Consider the following 14,679-nt stretch of genomic DNA (forward strand, 5'->3'; position numbering starts at 1 on the left):
GGCTCATATACCTGGCCTGTGCCCTAATGATCTGGAGGGTTTTGGGATGACCTCCATGTATGCAATCTACATCGTGAGCGTGGAGGTGGCCATCCTCGGTTTCGTCCTCGGGCTCCCCATCTACTATCTGCTCGGATACCCAGCCTACGTCCAGCTCTCGATTATCTCCGGGCTCTCCATGTTCATCCCCATCGTGGGTTCGCTGGTGGTGATGGTCTTCCTGATCCTGTACAATCTCTCGATCGGAAGCCCAACCGGGCTGCTGATTGCGCTGATCGTCATCTACCCGATTGTCCTCTGGGTACCTGGATCCCTCGTACGATCGAGACTGATGGGTAAGCGGATCGGCATCCACCCTATAATCATGATGATCGGCATCATCGGCGGTATCTCGATTATGGGCATGATCGGGATCATCATCGGTCCACTCTTTATCGCCCTCCTTGTCTCCTCCTACCTGATACTCATCGACCAGCTGACTCGTATCAAGCGGTCCGCAGGTGAGACGAAGACCACCGATTGAAGAGAGTGAGGGTGTCCAGCATGCCAGTCACCAGCACCCGGTATCACCGAATCTCCTCGACCTGGCGGCAAGTGTATCTGCCGCTGGACTAATCGCCTGCAAAGTCCTCCAGATGTCTCGATCTCAGGCCGTGGGTATTAAGGCCTCCCCCGGAACCCCTCCCTACCCCCTGCCAGCGTTCCACATCCAGGCACAGGCCGGGAGCGCCTCACCCTTCTCCCGTATCGCCAGATCTCGCCGTTTCGATCACTTCGCGGGCTTTTCCATCATCTTCGGCGCGACCAGCAGCAGAACTGCCGCTACTATCGCAATGGCCACTCCAGCAATGATGAACCTTTTATCCATGCAAAAATTCCTCCTGCTCCTACGCCGGGAGCGGGGGTAGTTCCTGCTCGTCCACCAAATACCTTTCGATGGTTGCCCTGCATATACCGCGGTCAGGCGGAGGGCTGGAGGCCCCGGGAGAGCCACGCTCTTTCGCGAATCCGGGGTGGTATCGGGGCGGGAGCAGTGCCGGCGCCAACTGATCGACCGCGATCTCAACCCTTCCCCGGCGGGTTGCCTCCTCGGGTGCTCTTCGTCTCGTGGTCCCGAGTACGGCCCGGGCGTCTCCGGTAGCCAGGGTGCTGCGGGGTATCTGCCCCCTCCAGTACCCCGGGATGCCTCCCTCTATTTCCAATCTTCCACCGGAATACAGTCTCCCTTGGAGAGTATCGAACCAAGGGTCCCGCCGGATATCACGAATCCTCTATCGAAAAACGATCCTGGCGTTGCCGAAGATCCGGACTGACGAAGCGCGTCCGCCATGCACCGCACATGGTCCATAAAGTGGCTTACCGGCGGGCGGTCAGAGGAGTACGGGGCTGCCCGGTCGGCAGAAAAAGGAGTGGATACTATTCGCAGCTCCTGAAGTTACCGGCCGCGACGATATAGGTCTTTCCGTCGCTCCCCGCGGTGCGGCGGCAATAGGTGGTCTTGTAGTATAGGCCCGTCTGGGACGGATCGCTGTAGACGTATTCCACCCAGCCCGTGCCGTCTGCCAGGGCCCCGCCAACGATCTCGTCGCGGAACGGTTTGCCCGTCACGTCGGTCTTCCCCCGGTAGTTGACGCCGACCTGGCGGATATTGTCGGCGTTGGCCACCATGGTGACGTTCTCGTCATACACGAAGACGTAGAGATCGGGGTGCTCCGGATCCTTATACGGGGCCTGGCCCGCGTTGATCCGCCGGAAGGTCTCGGGGGCGTTCCTCTCGATGTCCTCGGCAGTGCGGTTCACGAGCGCCATCGCATCTGCATCAGCGAAGGTCTGCCGGGCGCAGCCGACCCCGAGATAGCGGTAGAGGATCCGCTCGTAGTCGCTGACCCCCAGGGCATCCCGCTGGAGACGGGTGTTGAGGAGCGCCTGATCGAAGGCCGTGACCGTCGTATTCGGAACATCCTTGCTGAAGACGAAGTAGAAGTCGTTCGTGCTCAAGGCGAAGACGACTTCATAGGCGTTCGGGTCCTCGGCCGTCTTCACCATCTGGTGCCGCCCGGCGAGGTCGCCCGTCGCCCAGAGGTCGATCTCGCCCTCCTCCAGCATGCGGAGGAGATCCTCGGGGGCCGGGGCGTTGACGATCCGGGACGCGTTCACGCCACGGTCGGTGAGGAGGGTGTTCTCGATGGAGTCCTCCACAACGCCGATCCGGTACTGGTTAAGGTCTGCAGGAGAGTCGATCGTGATGTTCCGGCGGATCGGTGCATAGACGACGAAACTTCCCCGGGTGAACGGCCCGACCCACGTGCAGAGGGGCTCCCGGTCCGGGGAGCGGACGATGGAGAAGAGCACCGAACCGCCGTTCTGCACCTCACGGAAGCCTTCAGCCAGCGGCACGATGCGCACGTCCTCCCGGGAGCGGTTCACACCGATATCCTTGAAGACCGCCTCCAGGATCTCGACGGCGATGCCGGTCGCCGTCCCGTTCTCCTCGAAGTTGTAGGGGGCCCACTCCTCCGTCAGGTACTCCAGCTGGCCCAGGCCGACCGCGGGGACGTGCCGCCCCAGGACCCGCTCGTAGGTGCTGATCCCCGCATCGTCCTTCTCGGCCTTGAGGTCGTCCAGTGCCTGCTGGAAGGCCTGCACGGTCGAATCGGGAACGTCCCGGCTAAACCCGTAATAGATGGGAATATCCGGGAAGGTGTAGACGATCCGGAAGGAGTAGGCGTTGCCGGTCACCTGCCAGGTGAAGAACCGCCCCGAGGTCTTCGAATAGGCCCAGAGATCGAGCTCGCCATCCTGGAGCTGCCGCACGAGCATGGAAACATTCGTCTCCGTCACCAGATCGCTTGCGTCCACACCGAGATCCAGCAGCTGCTGGACGGCGGCGTCATCCTCGATCACACCGATGCGGTAGCCCAGCAGGTCCTCGGGACTGTCAACCACGATCCCGCTGTCCGGGCGGGCGAAGAGGGCGGTTGTGTCGGGATATAGGGGTCCGGCCCACTTGAAGGAGCTCTCCCGCTCGGGCAACCGGGCGATGGCGAAGATCATGGTGTTGTTCCCGGTGAGGGCCGCCTGATAGCCTTCTGTCCATGGGACCAGTTTCACCTCTTCCCGGGACACTCTCTGGCCCATCCTCTCGGTGATCAGCTCGAAGAGGTCGATGGTGAGCCCCTGCAGGGTCCCGTTCTCCTCGTAATTGTAGGGCGGGTTGTTCTCCGTATAGTATGTCAGGTTCAGTGGTGCCGATAGGGAGGGTCCCATGCTGGTCTGCAGGTCGGATGTGCAGCCGGCGGCCAGGAGCAGCGTTCCCAGCAGCACCGCTGTAAGGAAACGGTGCGTGAAGCAGAGAGGCGATGCCATGAGGGAGAATCGACGGCAAGTTTATAAAGATTCGGATGCCCCTGGCGGTGAGGGGAACAGACATGCCGCCGTTTCAGCGCGAGCCAGGCGTCGCACGGATGCCATGGCCAGGATTCGGGACCGGTATCGGAAAGTCCCCCGGCAGGTGCCGCCGAAAGTATCCCGGCCATGGCGATGCCCTGGGGGTTCCCATTGCCTTTATTACCTTCCTCGCACATGCATCCGCATGCCCATCTATGTCGTGCTTGGAAAACTGACACACAAGGCAATCGAGAACGCGGAAGGGTTTGCAGAGCGGGATGCCCGGGGAGAGGAGGCCGTGCGGGCCGCCGGCGGAAGGCTGCTAGCCCACTACTACACGTTCGGCCGCTACGACTTCGTGATAGTGGTAGAGATGCCATCGAACGAGGCGATGGTGCAGCTCCTCGTTGAAACTGGAAAATGGGGCACGATCAGCACCGAGACCCTGACCGCGCTGCCGCCGGAGCTGGTATACCGAGCGGTCGCCGGGATGCGATAGGGTCCGGACAATGCGGTGGAGAGCATCCTCTCCAGAGTGGAGGCCAGAATACCGGGAGCATCCTTCTTCCCCTCTCTGAGATGGCAACATTCAATGGCTTAAGATCCCTGTGTATTGTGGAGTTGCTGCAATGGATGAGTTCATGCAGGCCGCCATCGAGGAAGCCCGGCAGGGGTTGAGCGAAGGCGGCATTCCCATCGGATCGGTGCTGGTGATCGACGGCTTGATCGTCGGGCGGGGGCACAACCGCAGGGTGCAGGTGGGCAGCGCCATCCTGCATGCCGAGATGGACTGCCTGGAGAACGCAGGAAGGCTCAAGCCCGGGGAGTACCGCCGGGCGGTGCTGTACTCGACGCTCTCCCCGTGCGACATGTGCAGCGGAGCGGTCCTGCTCTACAAGATCCCGCGGGTCGTGATCGGCGAACACCGCACTTTCCAGGGGCCGGAGAACTATCTCCGATCGCGGGGGGTGGAATTGATTGTCCAAGACGATGCAGAGTGCATCCGGCTGATGCGCGATTTCATCGCCGCCAATCCTCAGGTGTGGTACGAGGATATCGGGGAGGAGCAGATTCCCCTTTTCAGGGAAGAGGCGCATCCTCCCCGGTGATCTCGCTCGGGTAGAAACCCGATCCGACCCACCAGACCTCGTCCACGGGGAGGACGTAGCCGATCTTCACCTCGCCCCGGTTCTCGTTCTCCAGGTTCGGCCAGACGAACACGACGTAACCGCCACCGGAGCGTGCAGCCTCGACCAGCACCCGGATGTTCTCCATCCCGAAGGGATCCTGTAGCCCGGAGAGGTCTGTCCCGATCAGCCCCGGCGGGTGGGAGAGCGTGAGCGTCGTCCCGTGCGGTCGAGGGCGTAGATGGAGAGGTTGCCGCGTACGAACGTTCCGTTCCTGTCGTTAACTCTTCCATAGCGGCCTCCCGCCCGTGCACCTGCGCATACTCGAAGACTCTCTCCACGAATGCCGCCAGTCCCTCGCGAGATGCGGAAGCCGTCCGCGGGGCAGGCGTCGGCGCCGCCGGGGGGGCATGGTGCACGTATGGGTGCAGACGGCAACTGGAACCGCGACAGGCAGAAGTCCGAGTGCGACGAAGACCATATGCGTTCTATTGCCGGGCAGTCTGGTGGCCCGGGCAACAAAGTGAGCGCAGCCCATTATCGCACTTCGTCGGCCGCTGCGGATGCTGGCGGCCCTGCGGCTGAGCCCGGGCGTCGTAGAACCCCTTCCCCCTATCGCATGACAACGGGACCAGGATCAGGCTTAAGTGGATGCACGGCGTTCCGGAGCTCGATGACGGCTCAAACCTTCGCAGCCGAACGGGACCCTTTCCGCTGCGAATTCTGCGGCTTTTGCGAGACGCTCGTCCCCTGCCATCGCGTTCTGGCAGGGGACACATCGGCGTGCTCCGGCTGCGGGGCCTGCGCCCTGGCCTGCCCCAACGAAGCCATCCGCATGGTGGAGAGCCCGAGGACACGGCAGGTCGCGATTCGCGTGGACGGCGATCGGGTATCCGTCCCCGAACGGATCACCGTCAAGCGGGCGCTCGAGCTGCTCGGCTACTCCTTCGGCTCGATGCCGGCCGAGGGCGATCTCTTTGCCCCCTGCGGGGTCGGGGGGTGCTGGAGCTGTGCCGTGCTGATCGACGGGGAGCTCCGGCAGAGCTGCGTCACCACGGTGCGGGAGAGGATGGAGATCATGACCCGGGTCCCGCCCTCCCTGCCTCCCCGGCGGTCCGTTCACGGCTGGATGGGGCACGCGGTCGGCGGCGTCGGCACTCCCTGGCACCTGAAGAGTCCGGCGGGATTCATCGAGGCGGCGGTCTTTGCCTGCGGCTGCAACCTGCGCTGCCCCCAGTGCCAGAACTGGCGGATGGCGTACAGCGGCGTCCTGCCGCCCCTGACGGCGGAGGAGGCGGCAACCCGGATGACCCTTGCCCGCCGATACTACGGGGTGGACCGCATGGCCGTATCCGGCGGCGAGAGCACGCTGAACCGCTCATGGCTCCTCTCCTACGTCCGGCACCTGAAGAGCATGAACCCCGACGGGCGGGCCCGCATCCATGTCGATACGAACGCCACCATCCTCACGGAGGATTACATCGACGCCCTCGTCGATGCCGGCATGACCGATATCGGGCCCGATCTGAAGGGGCTCACCGCGGAGACATTCGTGCGCATCACAGGCATAGGGGATCCCGATCTCGCGGAGCGTTACCGGCGGATGGCATGGAGCGCCGTCGAATACCTGGTCCGCCGGTATCGGGACGAGGTCTTCGTCGGCGTGGGAATCCCCTACAATCCAGCCCTGATCTCGAAGGACGAGGTTGCCGCCATGGGGGAGCGTCTCTGCCGCCTGGATCCCGGGCTGCAGGTCTGCGTCCTGGACTACCGCCCGGAGTTCAGGAGGCTGGACCTCGTGCGGCCCACCCGTTCCCGGATGCGGGAGATCCGGGAGATCCTGCACGGCACGGGGCTGAAGACCGTCCTCTGCCAGACCGCTTCGGGCTACATCGGGCCGTGAAGCCCTCGATCCTCCCTTGCCACCCTCCCTGCGCCGGTTGCACCGGGCCGTTCCCGCATCCCTTAATGCATGCCCGTCCCAATACTGGATGGAGGCAAGTCCATGGAGGGGAGACGCTGCCCGAACTGCGGCTCCGATCGGGTGATTCCGATCCGCTACGGGATGCCCTCCTGCCGCATGTGCGAGGAGGAGCAGAAGGGCCGCCTGATCCTGGGGGGGTGCATGCCGCACAGAAACAACTGCCACTGCAAAGCGTGCGGCCACGAGTGGGCGGATACCGGGCAGTAAGGGCGCTCTGGGGAACGCACGAGCTTCCGCAGGAGGCCGGACGTCCCTGCGGGCTGCACCATCGGATGGATCGGCGTGCCGCAACCGTCACCCGAACGTCACGTCCAGCACCATCATCGTGACGAAACCAAAAAGCAGGCTCATCGTCGCGAGATCCGTATTTCCGTGCATCTGCGACTGCGGGATCACCTCTTCCCCCACCACGAAGATCATGGCGCCTGCAGCAAATCCAAGAGCATAGGGGAGCAGCGGCTGGGCGATAACGACGGCTGCTGCCCCGATGACCGCGGCAATCGGCTCCACTACCGCGGAGAGCTGCCCATACCAGAAGCTTTTGAGCCGCGAGTGCCCTTCCCCGGCGAGCGGGCCCGAGACGGCAAATCCTTCCGGGAAGTTCTGCAGGCCGATCCCCAGCGCCAGGACCATGGCCGCTCCCAGGCCTTCGGGGGAGATGCCCGCGGCGACCGCGCCGAATGCAACCCCGACCGCAAGCCCCTCGGGGATGTTGTGCATCGTGATGGCGATCACGAGCAGCGACGTGCGGCGCAGCGAGGATCTCGGCCCTTCTGCCAGGGAATCGGGGAACCCCGGGTGGAGGTGGGGGAGGAAGCGGTCCATCCCGCGGAGGAACACCCCGCCGAGGATGAACCCGACTGCCGGCGGTGCGCATGCCTGAAGGCCGACCGATCCGGACAGTTCGATGGCCGGCACCAGAAGCGACCAGAAGCTGGCGGCAATCATGATGCCCCCGGCAAACCCGAGCATGCCGTCCAGCGTGCGGCGGTCGATCTCCCGCGTGAAGAAGACCAGGGCGGCACCGAGGGCGGTGAGCCCCCAGGTGAAGCATCCGGCGAGAAAGGCCTGCAGGACCGGGTGCAGTTCCGTGAACTGGTCGAGCATGGTGTAATTTCTCCTGCACGGATCTAGCCCTGGTGCCCGATTTGGGAGATGACGGGCGCCCGCACAAAAAAGAGAGGGCCCCCTCTTACCGGAGGAATTTCGAGACGAACGGAGACGTCTCCCCTCTCCGCAGGAAATGCCCTGAAGGCCCCTCGCTGAGGAACTCGGAGAACCAGGACTCGTGCTCGATCTCCTCGTTGAGGATCGAGAGCGAGAGATCGTAGGTGCGGTGATCCTTCCCCGCGGTATAGTTGCATATCTCCGTGTAACCCTTCACGGCGCACCGCTCCGCATTCACCAGCACCGTGAGCATCTCGGTGATGTTCTTCGGGTCCTGCGGCAGCCGTGCCGGCCTGCAGGCGGAGATATTGTGGAAATCCACCATGTTCTCCGGCAGACTGCCTCCCAGTTCGTAGATGCGGGGGACGAGCGCCTCGAAGTGATTGCGGTCCTCGATGCGTGCCGTCTCCGCGATCTCCTTTATCCCCTCGCCTTCGAGCCCGATCAGGTTGATCCGGAGGATCGTGTAGTAGTAGTACGTGGTCAGCTCGGCCGATGCATTCTTCACCAGCATCTCCAGGAGTTTCCCGAGGTCGATGCCTGTTTTTTCAACCACTTCGCGTGCAACTGTTGCCATAATGCCACCTTAGCGTCGAAATTTTTCGAGTGTTTACCTGTTCCAGAGTTATATAGATTGTGTCCGAACAATGGGTGAGCACCTCTTTCACATGCCAGCGCAGCATACTATCCCGTTAAAAGCGATACCAGCCTCAGGTATCGGCTGATCAGAAGATCCCGCGGGGGAGTGCTGAAGCGGATACGCCGGCTGGCGGATACCGCGATGACAGGCCCCTTGATTGGACCATCCGGGCCATTGAGGAGCACCTGGAGTTTCTCGGGGGCGGACCCCCTTCGGGCTGCTGGAGCCGCTTCCTGCATGCCACCCTGGCGGCGAACCACAAGGTCGTCGGAGTGGTGGGGAAATGGAGCAATCCAGCTGAAGGCCCGGAGAGACGTCCTGCGATGGCTTTCGAAAAGTTCGTCCCTCCTCCGGTTCACCGGTATGTAACGAACTTTCATGGATTCTTATGACGGCAGCCGACGACCTGCAGTACGTGAGAAGCACGGGAGACCTCAGGAGCACGTTCCGCGAGGAGGCGAGGAGTTTCTTCATCCTCTCCCTCATGAACATCGTTTTTGCCGCGCTGGCGATGGCCTTCGGGATCAGCGCCGTCGTCGTCAACATCCCGCAGCTGGCCGATGGCGGCGGCATACTGCCGCTCGTATCCCTCCTCCTGGGCGGCATCGCCGCCGCGGTCGGGATCTGGTGGCTCGCGGGGAGCGCCGGGATCCTGGGCGACGTGGACGATCTCCGGGACGAAGCCCGTGCCCTGCAGGAGAGCGACGAGGAGATCCTCCGGCTCATGATCGGGATGATGGCCCTCTACCGGGAGAGGCGACCCACGGTGCGGAGGATGATCCTGGTCTCCCGGATCGGGGGAGCGATCTTCCTGTTCCTCGGCGTGGTCCGGGCAATCCAGCTCGCAGGGCTGGCGGGCTCCATGGGCGGAGCCCTGGAGACCTATGCCGTATACCTGGGGATTGGCGGGGTGATCGTCACGGCGGGCATGGCCGCTGCCGCCCTGCTCGTCTCCATCCTCTTCGCCCGGTACGCGGCCGCCTGGGAGGGGCGCCTGGAGGAGACCGCCCGGGCGGAGGGGGCCTTGAAGAGCACCCTGGAGCGGGATTGAGATGCCGAGGCGCACCCCGTACGAGATCTACTGGGAGATCCTGGTCTTCTGCCGCACTCCGCGCTCTTTCACGCAAATAGTCAACCGCTGCGACCTGAACTCCCGGATCGGGCAGGACTACCTGGAATTCCTCGCGGGGAAGGGCTACCTTGCGGTCGTCCGCGAGGGAGAGAAGCGGGTCTACCGGAGCACGGAGAGGGCCCGGGAGTATGTCTCGCTCTTCACGGACCTCTACAGGACCCTTTTTGATAAAAATCCGGGGTTTCGGTTATAGACGGAATCCCGCAGGCGACGAAGGATCTGTCGCCCTCGTTCCCCGGTGCAGGCTTCTAGGGATGCGGCCCTGCGCGGAAGAGCAGCTTCGCACCGGTATCTCCCCCATCTCCCTTCCCATGCGTTTCCGGAATGGCAGATGCCCGTGATCCGGATCCTTACCGGCGCTTCCTGGAGGCCAGCCCCCCGCCTGCCACGATCCCGATGCAGAGAAGGCCGAGCGCGCCCAGGAAAAGGAGTCCGGCCGGCAGGAAGAACAGGTCCCCGTACCCGCTCCCGACAGGCAGGATCGCGCCCAGCCGGGGAACGATCGTGGTGTTCGCCGAGTGGGCCAGGCTCGGCGCCCAGACGCTCTCCGCCCGCAGCCGCAGCCAGCCGAGCACGATCGAGAAGAGGATCATGTACACGGGGATGGAAACCAGGCTTAAGAGCCCGTGCTGGTTGGGCAGGTAGCCTGCCAGCACCGCGGGTAACTGCCAGACGCCCCAGATCGCGCCGGTTGATATAGCCGCCAGCAGCGGGCGGTCGCCGAACAGGCGGATCTGCAGGTAACCCCGCCAGCCGAACTCCTCGCCGAAGAAGAGCGGCGTAAGGATGAGGGCGTTCAGGAGGAGCGCCCCGTACCGGGGCGCATCCAGGAGCCCCGGCAGGGCTTCCGGCGGCAGGGAGAGCGCGCCTACTGCCCCGCCGAGCACGAAAGAAAGGGCCGGGATTCCCGCAAGAACGAGGAACGGCCAGAGCCCGGCGAAGAGGTAGTAGGGCCAGGCCCGCCGCAGGTTGACCGCGAGGGCGGCGTCGGCAAACCCATCCCGCGTCACCACGAGGCGGACGATGGCCGCCGCGATCGCCGGCGCGAACGCCCCCGCAATGAACGCCAGCGGCGCGACGCCCCTCGATGCGGGGATCCAGAGCAGCCAGAGGGGAATCCAGAGTGCCCAGGCGATCCCGAAGGCGAGGATGAGGTAGGCGGCGATGCCTCTTCTCACCGTTCGCCTCAGCGAGGGAATCTTCGGCCTGTGCGGGGCGGCCAGTGTCGAGAGTGCCGGTAGTGGCCACGGCGTTTCCATACGGGGTGCCGCTTCCGAATATCTCGGATGCTCGGGATAAGGATTGGGTTCATGCCCCTCCGCGTGAGAAGAGCACCAGTCGTGCGGTGAAGCTGGGACGGGTGTCGTCCGAAGGGGCATTCTCTGAACTGCGGGGCACGGTGCATTCCCTTCCCGCTCATCCCCGTTTCGCGATGCCAATGAGCGGAGCATCATGCCCCGAGCCCGGGCGGCCAGGCCTGTTCGCACCCGGCAGGTTGCGGATGCGGTTCCTGTCGAGACAGGAGAGGCTCGGTATCGCTTATATCATATTTATATAAGCGAAAATACTTATATTATGCCGATATAACTCACTGTTACCGCCTCCATTCCGGGTGGCATGTGGTACATATGGGGCACGATCCTGCGCAGCGGCTCTTTGCGATCCTGACGGGCGATCTCGTCGGGTCCTCCCGCTACAGCGCGTCGGAGAGGACCGAGGTGCTGCAGCACCTGGAGACCACCCTCTCCCGGATGCGGCAGTTCTACGCCTTCCGGATGCCGCCACCGCGTGCCCCGCCCACCGTAGACTACTACTTCTTCCGGGGAGACAGTCTCCAGGTGTACCTGCCCTTCCCCAAAAAGGGGCTGGAAGCCGCCCTGTTCATCCGCACGAGCCTGCTTTCGGCGGATCTTGCGAACAGAGCAGATGCGCGCATTGCCGTCGGCATCGGGAGGATCTCCTACTTTGCCGAGCAGCTCGAAAGGATGGACGGCGAGGCCTTCCGGCTCTCGGGCGCCGCCCTCGAGCAGCTGGACAGGACGCAGCGGCACCTGATCGTGCGGACGCCCTGGAAGGACGCCAACGCGGAACTGAGCGTGGAGTGCGCACTGTTGGACGAGCTCATGGAGAGGTGGACGGGGAGGCAGGCCGCCGCCGTCTTCCACCGCATCACGGAAGGGAACCAGGCCCGCGCTGCAGAGATGCTCGGGATCACGCAGCCCGCTATCTCCCAGCAGCTGCGGGCGGCGGGTTTCTCCGCGGTGCAGGAGTTCCTGGACCGCTTCGAGTCGCTCATACCGGAGTACTGCGTCGAAGAACCGCTGGAAAAAGCGGAATGACACCCAACAGGGGACTTCGACACCTTTTAACCCCGGTATACCCAAGCTCATTCCCATGGTGTTTGCCGCCGGGATCGGCAGCGAGGCGCTTATCTCCCCCCTGCACGTCCTCATCATCCTGGCCGCCTATCTCCTGGTCGTCTGGCCCAGCGGCCCCCTGATCGGGCGGATCATCCAGAGGTGGAAACGGACGCCTCCTTCTGCCGCCCCGGAGCAGCGGAAGAGCCTGGACAAGGCCGGCAGGTGGATCGGGTACCTGGAACGGATCCTCATCCTGACGTTCGTCCTCCTCCAGGAGTACACGGCCATCGGGTTCCTGGTGACGGCCAAGTCGATCTTCCGGTTCGAGGCCACGCGGCAGGAGGGGGAGTACATCCTGCTCGGAACGCTGCTCAGTTTCAGCGTCGCCATCCTTGCGGGAGTGCTGGTGAATGCGGTCCTGTCGCTCATCCCCTGAAAATGGAGCCGCCTTGCCCCCGACCGGCAGATGCCGAAAAGCGGAAGGGATCACAAAGGCGGGTACGGGAAGGCATCCTGGCACGATCCAAAATGTCCGGATACGTGCAAGAATCCCGCTCTCCCTTCCCGGCACCCATCAGGAGGCAACGAGACGGTGAACGGTCGATCCCATGTCTATCCCGCATCCCGGGCCGCCCTGCTGGACAACCGGGTCCGCCGACTGGTGCACCCGCCGCAGAAGATCCTCGGTGATTTCATCCGCCCGGGGGATGTGGTGCTGGATATCGGATCCGGCTCCGGATTCTTTACGCGGGCGATGGCCCGCATGGTAGGAGGTACGGGCAAGGTCATCGCCGTCGACCTCCAGGAGGCGATGCTGCAGAAGGTGCAGGAGACGGCACAGGAGGAGGGCCTTCTGCCACGCATCCGCCTGCACAGGGCCAGGACGGATACTCTGGATTGTTCCAGACGAGAATGCGCCGATTTTGCCCTGGCCTTCTACGTGGTCCACGAGGTCCCGGATGCGGGGAGGCTGCTTCGAGAGATTGCCGCCCTCCTCGTGCCGGGGGGAAGCCTGCTCGTTGTCGAGCCGAAGGGGGAGGTCCCGGCTGCAGAGTTCGAGAGAATGGTAGAATCCGCTCATTCGGCCGGGTTCCGAACCGTGAAACGGCCGAAGGTGCTGTTCAGCAGGGCGGTGGTGCTCCAGAAGGTGGAGACGGGCTGATATTCTCCAGTTCGTGCAGAGCCTGCCGCTTCTACGGCATCAGGGATCCAGCGCGCACCGAGGATGATCGCGGCAGCGCTCCCCTCCCCTACAGCAGTTGCCGGAGCTCCTCGGTCAGCGCCTGGGCCTCCTTCGGCCTCCCGATGTACCAGGCCCGCGAGTTCTGGAACGCCGCGATCTTCCAGCCTGAATCCTCCCGCACGGCGACGATGGTCTGGATGGAGTTGCGCTCCTCGTCCAGGTCCCGCTGCCCGCCCCGCACCATTCCCCCGACCGCGTGCATCACGGCAATGTCGGGCGAGAGAAACCGCACGCTCCGCACCTTGCCCACCAGACGGGAGCCCGGGACGTACAGGTCCAAAACCTGCTGGTGGAACCGGGCGATCGCAGGGCGCCCCTTCAGGTAGGTGCCGTCGAATCCCACGAAATCGGCGTCATCAGCAAAGGGGGCGGCGAAGGCCACGCCACTGCCACGGTTCCAGCCTTCCACCAGCTGGCTGTGCAGGTCGCGGACGGCCGCTTCGTCCGGGGAATAGGGTATCTGTACCTGGCCTGCCTCTGCATCCATGCCTCTCCCCTTCAGGCTTTATACGTATTAAACTGCATTGCCGGACCCGGGCCTTCGGCCACTGCCTCCCGCCAGGGTGGATGACTGTCGGAAGAGCCACCGAACACCCCGGTAAAGAAATCTCTGGGGTTAATCCCGACAACCGCAAAAGGGGCGTACCGCCATCGACGAACCGCCTGCGGCATCGGATGCAGGAATGCGTTCAGTAGCCCGGAAAGATCTCTCTTTGTATCCGATCCTCCGGCACACCCAGTGTCCGGAGTGCTCTGGTCAGATCGGCGACGAGCGCAGGAGGACCGGATACGTAAAAGACACGCTCCCGGTAATCCGGTATCTCTTCTTCGATCACCTGCGCACTGACATGCCCCCGTCTCCCTTTCCAGGCGTCGCCCGGGCGTGACAGGCAGTGGACGACCTTCAGGAGCGCGTTCCTCCTCTCCAGTTCGGCCAGTTCCTCGCGGAAGATGATGTTCCCCTCACTGCGGCTTCCATACAGGAGCGTGATTCGGGACTGCGCCCCCATGTCCGTGCAATAGCGGATCATGCTCAGCATGGGGGTGATACCGATCCCTCCCGTTATCATCCCCACCCGGGGATGCTGACCGCTGAACGTAAAGCGGCCATGGGGCCCGTCGATGGACGCCCAGTCCCCCGGGCGAAGCGCATCGAGCGCCAGCGAGAAGGGGTGATCGGTGATCCTCTTGGTGAATTCGATGTAGTCCTCTTCCGTGGGGCAGCTCGAGAGGCTGAAATGCTTGGTCGTCTCCTCCCCGTCAGCCCGGATGGTGACGAATATCCACTGGCCGGGATCGTACGTGAACTCCGGCGGCCGCCCGAACCGGAAACTCTTCACCTTTTCTGCCCGGACCAGTATCTCCGCGACGTGTGTCTGGAATTGCATGCGTCAATGCCCCTTGGCGTGCTCTTGGAAATCATAACATTAGAAGCTGCCGATACGGGGCGTAAGCGGGACTCCGCTCGCCCGCTGGCCAGACGCCGATCCGCCGCGGCCGTAAACCGGACGGAAAAGGCCGCTGGGGAAGCAAATCGCCCGGTTGAGCGGTGCGATGGAAACGTCTGCATCTAACTGGATCGAAAATAGTTGGCATCGCAACTGTTGCAATCCCAACATTCAAGGGGGATTCCGCACCA

At 63.5% G+C, this 14,679-nt stretch carries 17 protein-coding genes; 10 read left to right on the top strand and 7 right to left on the bottom strand.

The window, feature by feature from the left end:
- Positions 1-55 precede the first annotated feature (55 nt).
- Positions 56-523 (top strand): AI-2E family transporter, encoded by a 468-nt coding sequence (locus tag QMC96_11345; protein MDI6877352.1) that lies wholly within the window; start codon positions 56-58, stop codon positions 521-523.
- 893 nt (positions 524-1,416) lie between these two features.
- Here QMC96_11345 and QMC96_11350 read toward each other — a convergent pair.
- Positions 1,417-3,366 (bottom strand): transporter substrate-binding domain-containing protein, encoded by a 1,950-nt coding sequence (locus QMC96_11350; protein ID MDI6877353.1) that lies wholly within the window; start codon positions 3,364-3,366, stop codon positions 1,417-1,419.
- A 226-nt stretch (positions 3,367-3,592) separates the two neighbouring features.
- Here QMC96_11350 and QMC96_11355 point away from each other — a divergent pair, with 226 nt between their 5' ends.
- Together QMC96_11355 and QMC96_11360 are read left to right on the top strand one after the other, a co-directional pair.
- Complete coding sequence (locus QMC96_11355; GenBank protein ID MDI6877354.1) at positions 3,593-3,886, top strand: GYD domain-containing protein; 294 nt, start codon at positions 3,593-3,595, stop codon at positions 3,884-3,886.
- A gap of 130 nt (positions 3,887-4,016) precedes the next feature.
- Positions 4,017-4,496 carry a nucleoside deaminase gene (locus QMC96_11360; GenBank protein MDI6877355.1) on the top strand — a complete coding sequence of 160 codons (480 nt, stop codon included), beginning with the start codon at positions 4,017-4,019 and terminating at the stop codon, positions 4,494-4,496.
- Here the strand turns inward: QMC96_11360 and QMC96_11365 are convergent.
- A complete protein-coding gene (locus QMC96_11365; GenBank protein ID MDI6877356.1) occupies positions 4,468-4,701 on the bottom strand; it encodes a cache domain-containing protein in 234 nt (77 codons plus the stop codon). The two genes, QMC96_11360 and QMC96_11365, sit on opposite strands and share 29 nt — an antisense overlap.
- A gap of 486 nt (positions 4,702-5,187) precedes the next feature.
- Here QMC96_11365 and QMC96_11370 point away from each other — a divergent pair, with 486 nt between their 5' ends.
- Positions 5,188-6,417: a radical SAM protein gene (locus QMC96_11370; GenBank protein MDI6877357.1), complete on the top strand. Its 1,230-nt coding sequence runs from the start codon at positions 5,188-5,190 to the stop codon at positions 6,415-6,417.
- A 69-nt stretch (positions 6,418-6,486) separates the two neighbouring features.
- Positions 6,487-6,705: a hypothetical protein gene (locus QMC96_11375; GenBank protein MDI6877358.1), complete on the top strand. Its 219-nt coding sequence runs from the start codon at positions 6,487-6,489 to the stop codon at positions 6,703-6,705.
- A gap of 87 nt (positions 6,706-6,792) precedes the next feature.
- Here the strand turns inward: QMC96_11375 and QMC96_11380 are convergent, their stop codons facing one another.
- Positions 6,793-7,605 (bottom strand): ZIP family metal transporter, encoded by an 813-nt coding sequence (locus QMC96_11380; GenBank protein ID MDI6877359.1) that lies wholly within the window; start codon positions 7,603-7,605, stop codon positions 6,793-6,795.
- Between the two features lie 85 nt (positions 7,606-7,690).
- Positions 7,691-8,242: a DNA protection during starvation protein gene (gene dps, locus QMC96_11385; protein ID MDI6877360.1), complete on the bottom strand. Its 552-nt coding sequence runs from the start codon at positions 8,240-8,242 to the stop codon at positions 7,691-7,693.
- Positions 8,243-8,693: 451 nt separating this feature from the next.
- On the opposite strand from dps, the gene QMC96_11390 reads away from it, so the two are divergent.
- Both QMC96_11390 and QMC96_11395 read left to right on the top strand, forming a co-directional pair.
- A complete protein-coding gene (locus QMC96_11390; GenBank protein MDI6877361.1) occupies positions 8,694-9,356 on the top strand; it encodes a hypothetical protein in 663 nt (220 codons plus the stop codon).
- A 1-nt stretch (position 9,357) separates the two neighbouring features.
- Entirely contained in the window at positions 9,358-9,630 is a 273-nt protein-coding gene (locus QMC96_11395) for a winged helix-turn-helix domain-containing protein (protein ID MDI6877362.1), read from the top strand.
- A gap of 157 nt (positions 9,631-9,787) precedes the next feature.
- On the opposite strand, the gene QMC96_11400 is transcribed toward QMC96_11395, so the two are convergent.
- On the bottom strand, positions 9,788-10,615 hold the full coding sequence (locus tag QMC96_11400; GenBank protein ID MDI6877363.1) for a CPBP family intramembrane metalloprotease: 828 nt from the start codon (positions 10,613-10,615) through the stop codon (positions 9,788-9,790).
- Positions 10,616-11,056: 441 nt separating this feature from the next.
- Here QMC96_11400 and QMC96_11405 point away from each other — a divergent pair, with 441 nt between their 5' ends.
- The 3 genes from QMC96_11405 (at position 11,057) to QMC96_11415 (ending at position 12,959) form a co-directional block, all read left to right on the top strand.
- Positions 11,057-11,776 carry a hypothetical protein gene (locus tag QMC96_11405; protein ID MDI6877364.1) on the top strand — a complete coding sequence of 240 codons (720 nt, stop codon included), beginning with the start codon at positions 11,057-11,059 and terminating at the stop codon, positions 11,774-11,776.
- Between the two features lie 55 nt (positions 11,777-11,831).
- Positions 11,832-12,233 carry a hypothetical protein gene (locus tag QMC96_11410; GenBank protein MDI6877365.1) on the top strand — a complete coding sequence of 134 codons (402 nt, stop codon included), beginning with the start codon at positions 11,832-11,834 and terminating at the stop codon, positions 12,231-12,233.
- 156 nt (positions 12,234-12,389) lie between these two features.
- Entirely contained in the window at positions 12,390-12,959 is a 570-nt protein-coding gene (locus tag QMC96_11415; GenBank protein MDI6877366.1) for a class I SAM-dependent methyltransferase, read from the top strand.
- Between the two features lie 88 nt (positions 12,960-13,047).
- On the opposite strand, the gene QMC96_11420 is transcribed toward QMC96_11415, so the two are convergent.
- Together QMC96_11420 and QMC96_11425 are read right to left on the bottom strand one after the other, a co-directional pair.
- Positions 13,048-13,527, bottom strand: a complete 480-nt coding sequence (locus QMC96_11420; protein MDI6877367.1) for an SgcJ/EcaC family oxidoreductase — start codon at positions 13,525-13,527, stop codon at positions 13,048-13,050.
- 202 nt (positions 13,528-13,729) lie between these two features.
- Positions 13,730-14,428 (bottom strand): FAD-dependent oxidoreductase, encoded by a 699-nt coding sequence (locus tag QMC96_11425; protein ID MDI6877368.1) that lies wholly within the window; start codon positions 14,426-14,428, stop codon positions 13,730-13,732.
- Positions 14,429-14,679 lie beyond the last annotated feature (251 nt).

Source organism: Methanomicrobiales archaeon, from assembly GCA_030019205.1.
Classification (GTDB): domain Archaea; phylum Halobacteriota; class Methanomicrobia; order Methanomicrobiales; family JACTUA01; genus JASEFH01.

Bases quoted from the DNA above. Each gene is read 5' to 3' on its own strand.
- QMC96_11345 (MDI6877352.1), top strand. From the start codon at position 56: ATGTATGCAATCTACATCGTGAGCGTGGAGGTGGCCATCCTCGGTTTC.
- QMC96_11350 (MDI6877353.1), bottom strand. From the start codon at position 3,366: ATGGCATCGCCTCTCTGCTTCACGCACCGTTTCCTTACAGCGGTGCTG.
- QMC96_11355 (MDI6877354.1), top strand. From the start codon at position 3,593: ATGCCCATCTATGTCGTGCTTGGAAAACTGACACACAAGGCAATCGAG.
- QMC96_11360 (MDI6877355.1), top strand. From the start codon at position 4,017: ATGGATGAGTTCATGCAGGCCGCCATCGAGGAAGCCCGGCAGGGGTTG.
- QMC96_11370 (MDI6877357.1), top strand. From the start codon at position 5,188: ATGACGGCTCAAACCTTCGCAGCCGAACGGGACCCTTTCCGCTGCGAA.
- QMC96_11375 (MDI6877358.1), top strand. From the start codon at position 6,487: ATGCCCGTCCCAATACTGGATGGAGGCAAGTCCATGGAGGGGAGACGC.
- QMC96_11380 (MDI6877359.1), bottom strand. From the start codon at position 7,605: ATGCTCGACCAGTTCACGGAACTGCACCCGGTCCTGCAGGCCTTTCTC.
- dps (MDI6877360.1), bottom strand. From the start codon at position 8,242: ATGGCAACAGTTGCACGCGAAGTGGTTGAAAAAACAGGCATCGACCTC.
- QMC96_11390 (MDI6877361.1), top strand. From the start codon at position 8,694: ATGACGGCAGCCGACGACCTGCAGTACGTGAGAAGCACGGGAGACCTC.
- QMC96_11395 (MDI6877362.1), top strand. From the start codon at position 9,358: ATGCCGAGGCGCACCCCGTACGAGATCTACTGGGAGATCCTGGTCTTC.
- QMC96_11410 (MDI6877365.1), top strand. From the start codon at position 11,832: ATGGTGTTTGCCGCCGGGATCGGCAGCGAGGCGCTTATCTCCCCCCTG.
- QMC96_11420 (MDI6877367.1), bottom strand. From the start codon at position 13,527: ATGGATGCAGAGGCAGGCCAGGTACAGATACCCTATTCCCCGGACGAA.
- QMC96_11425 (MDI6877368.1), bottom strand. From the start codon at position 14,428: ATGCAATTCCAGACACACGTCGCGGAGATACTGGTCCGGGCAGAAAAG.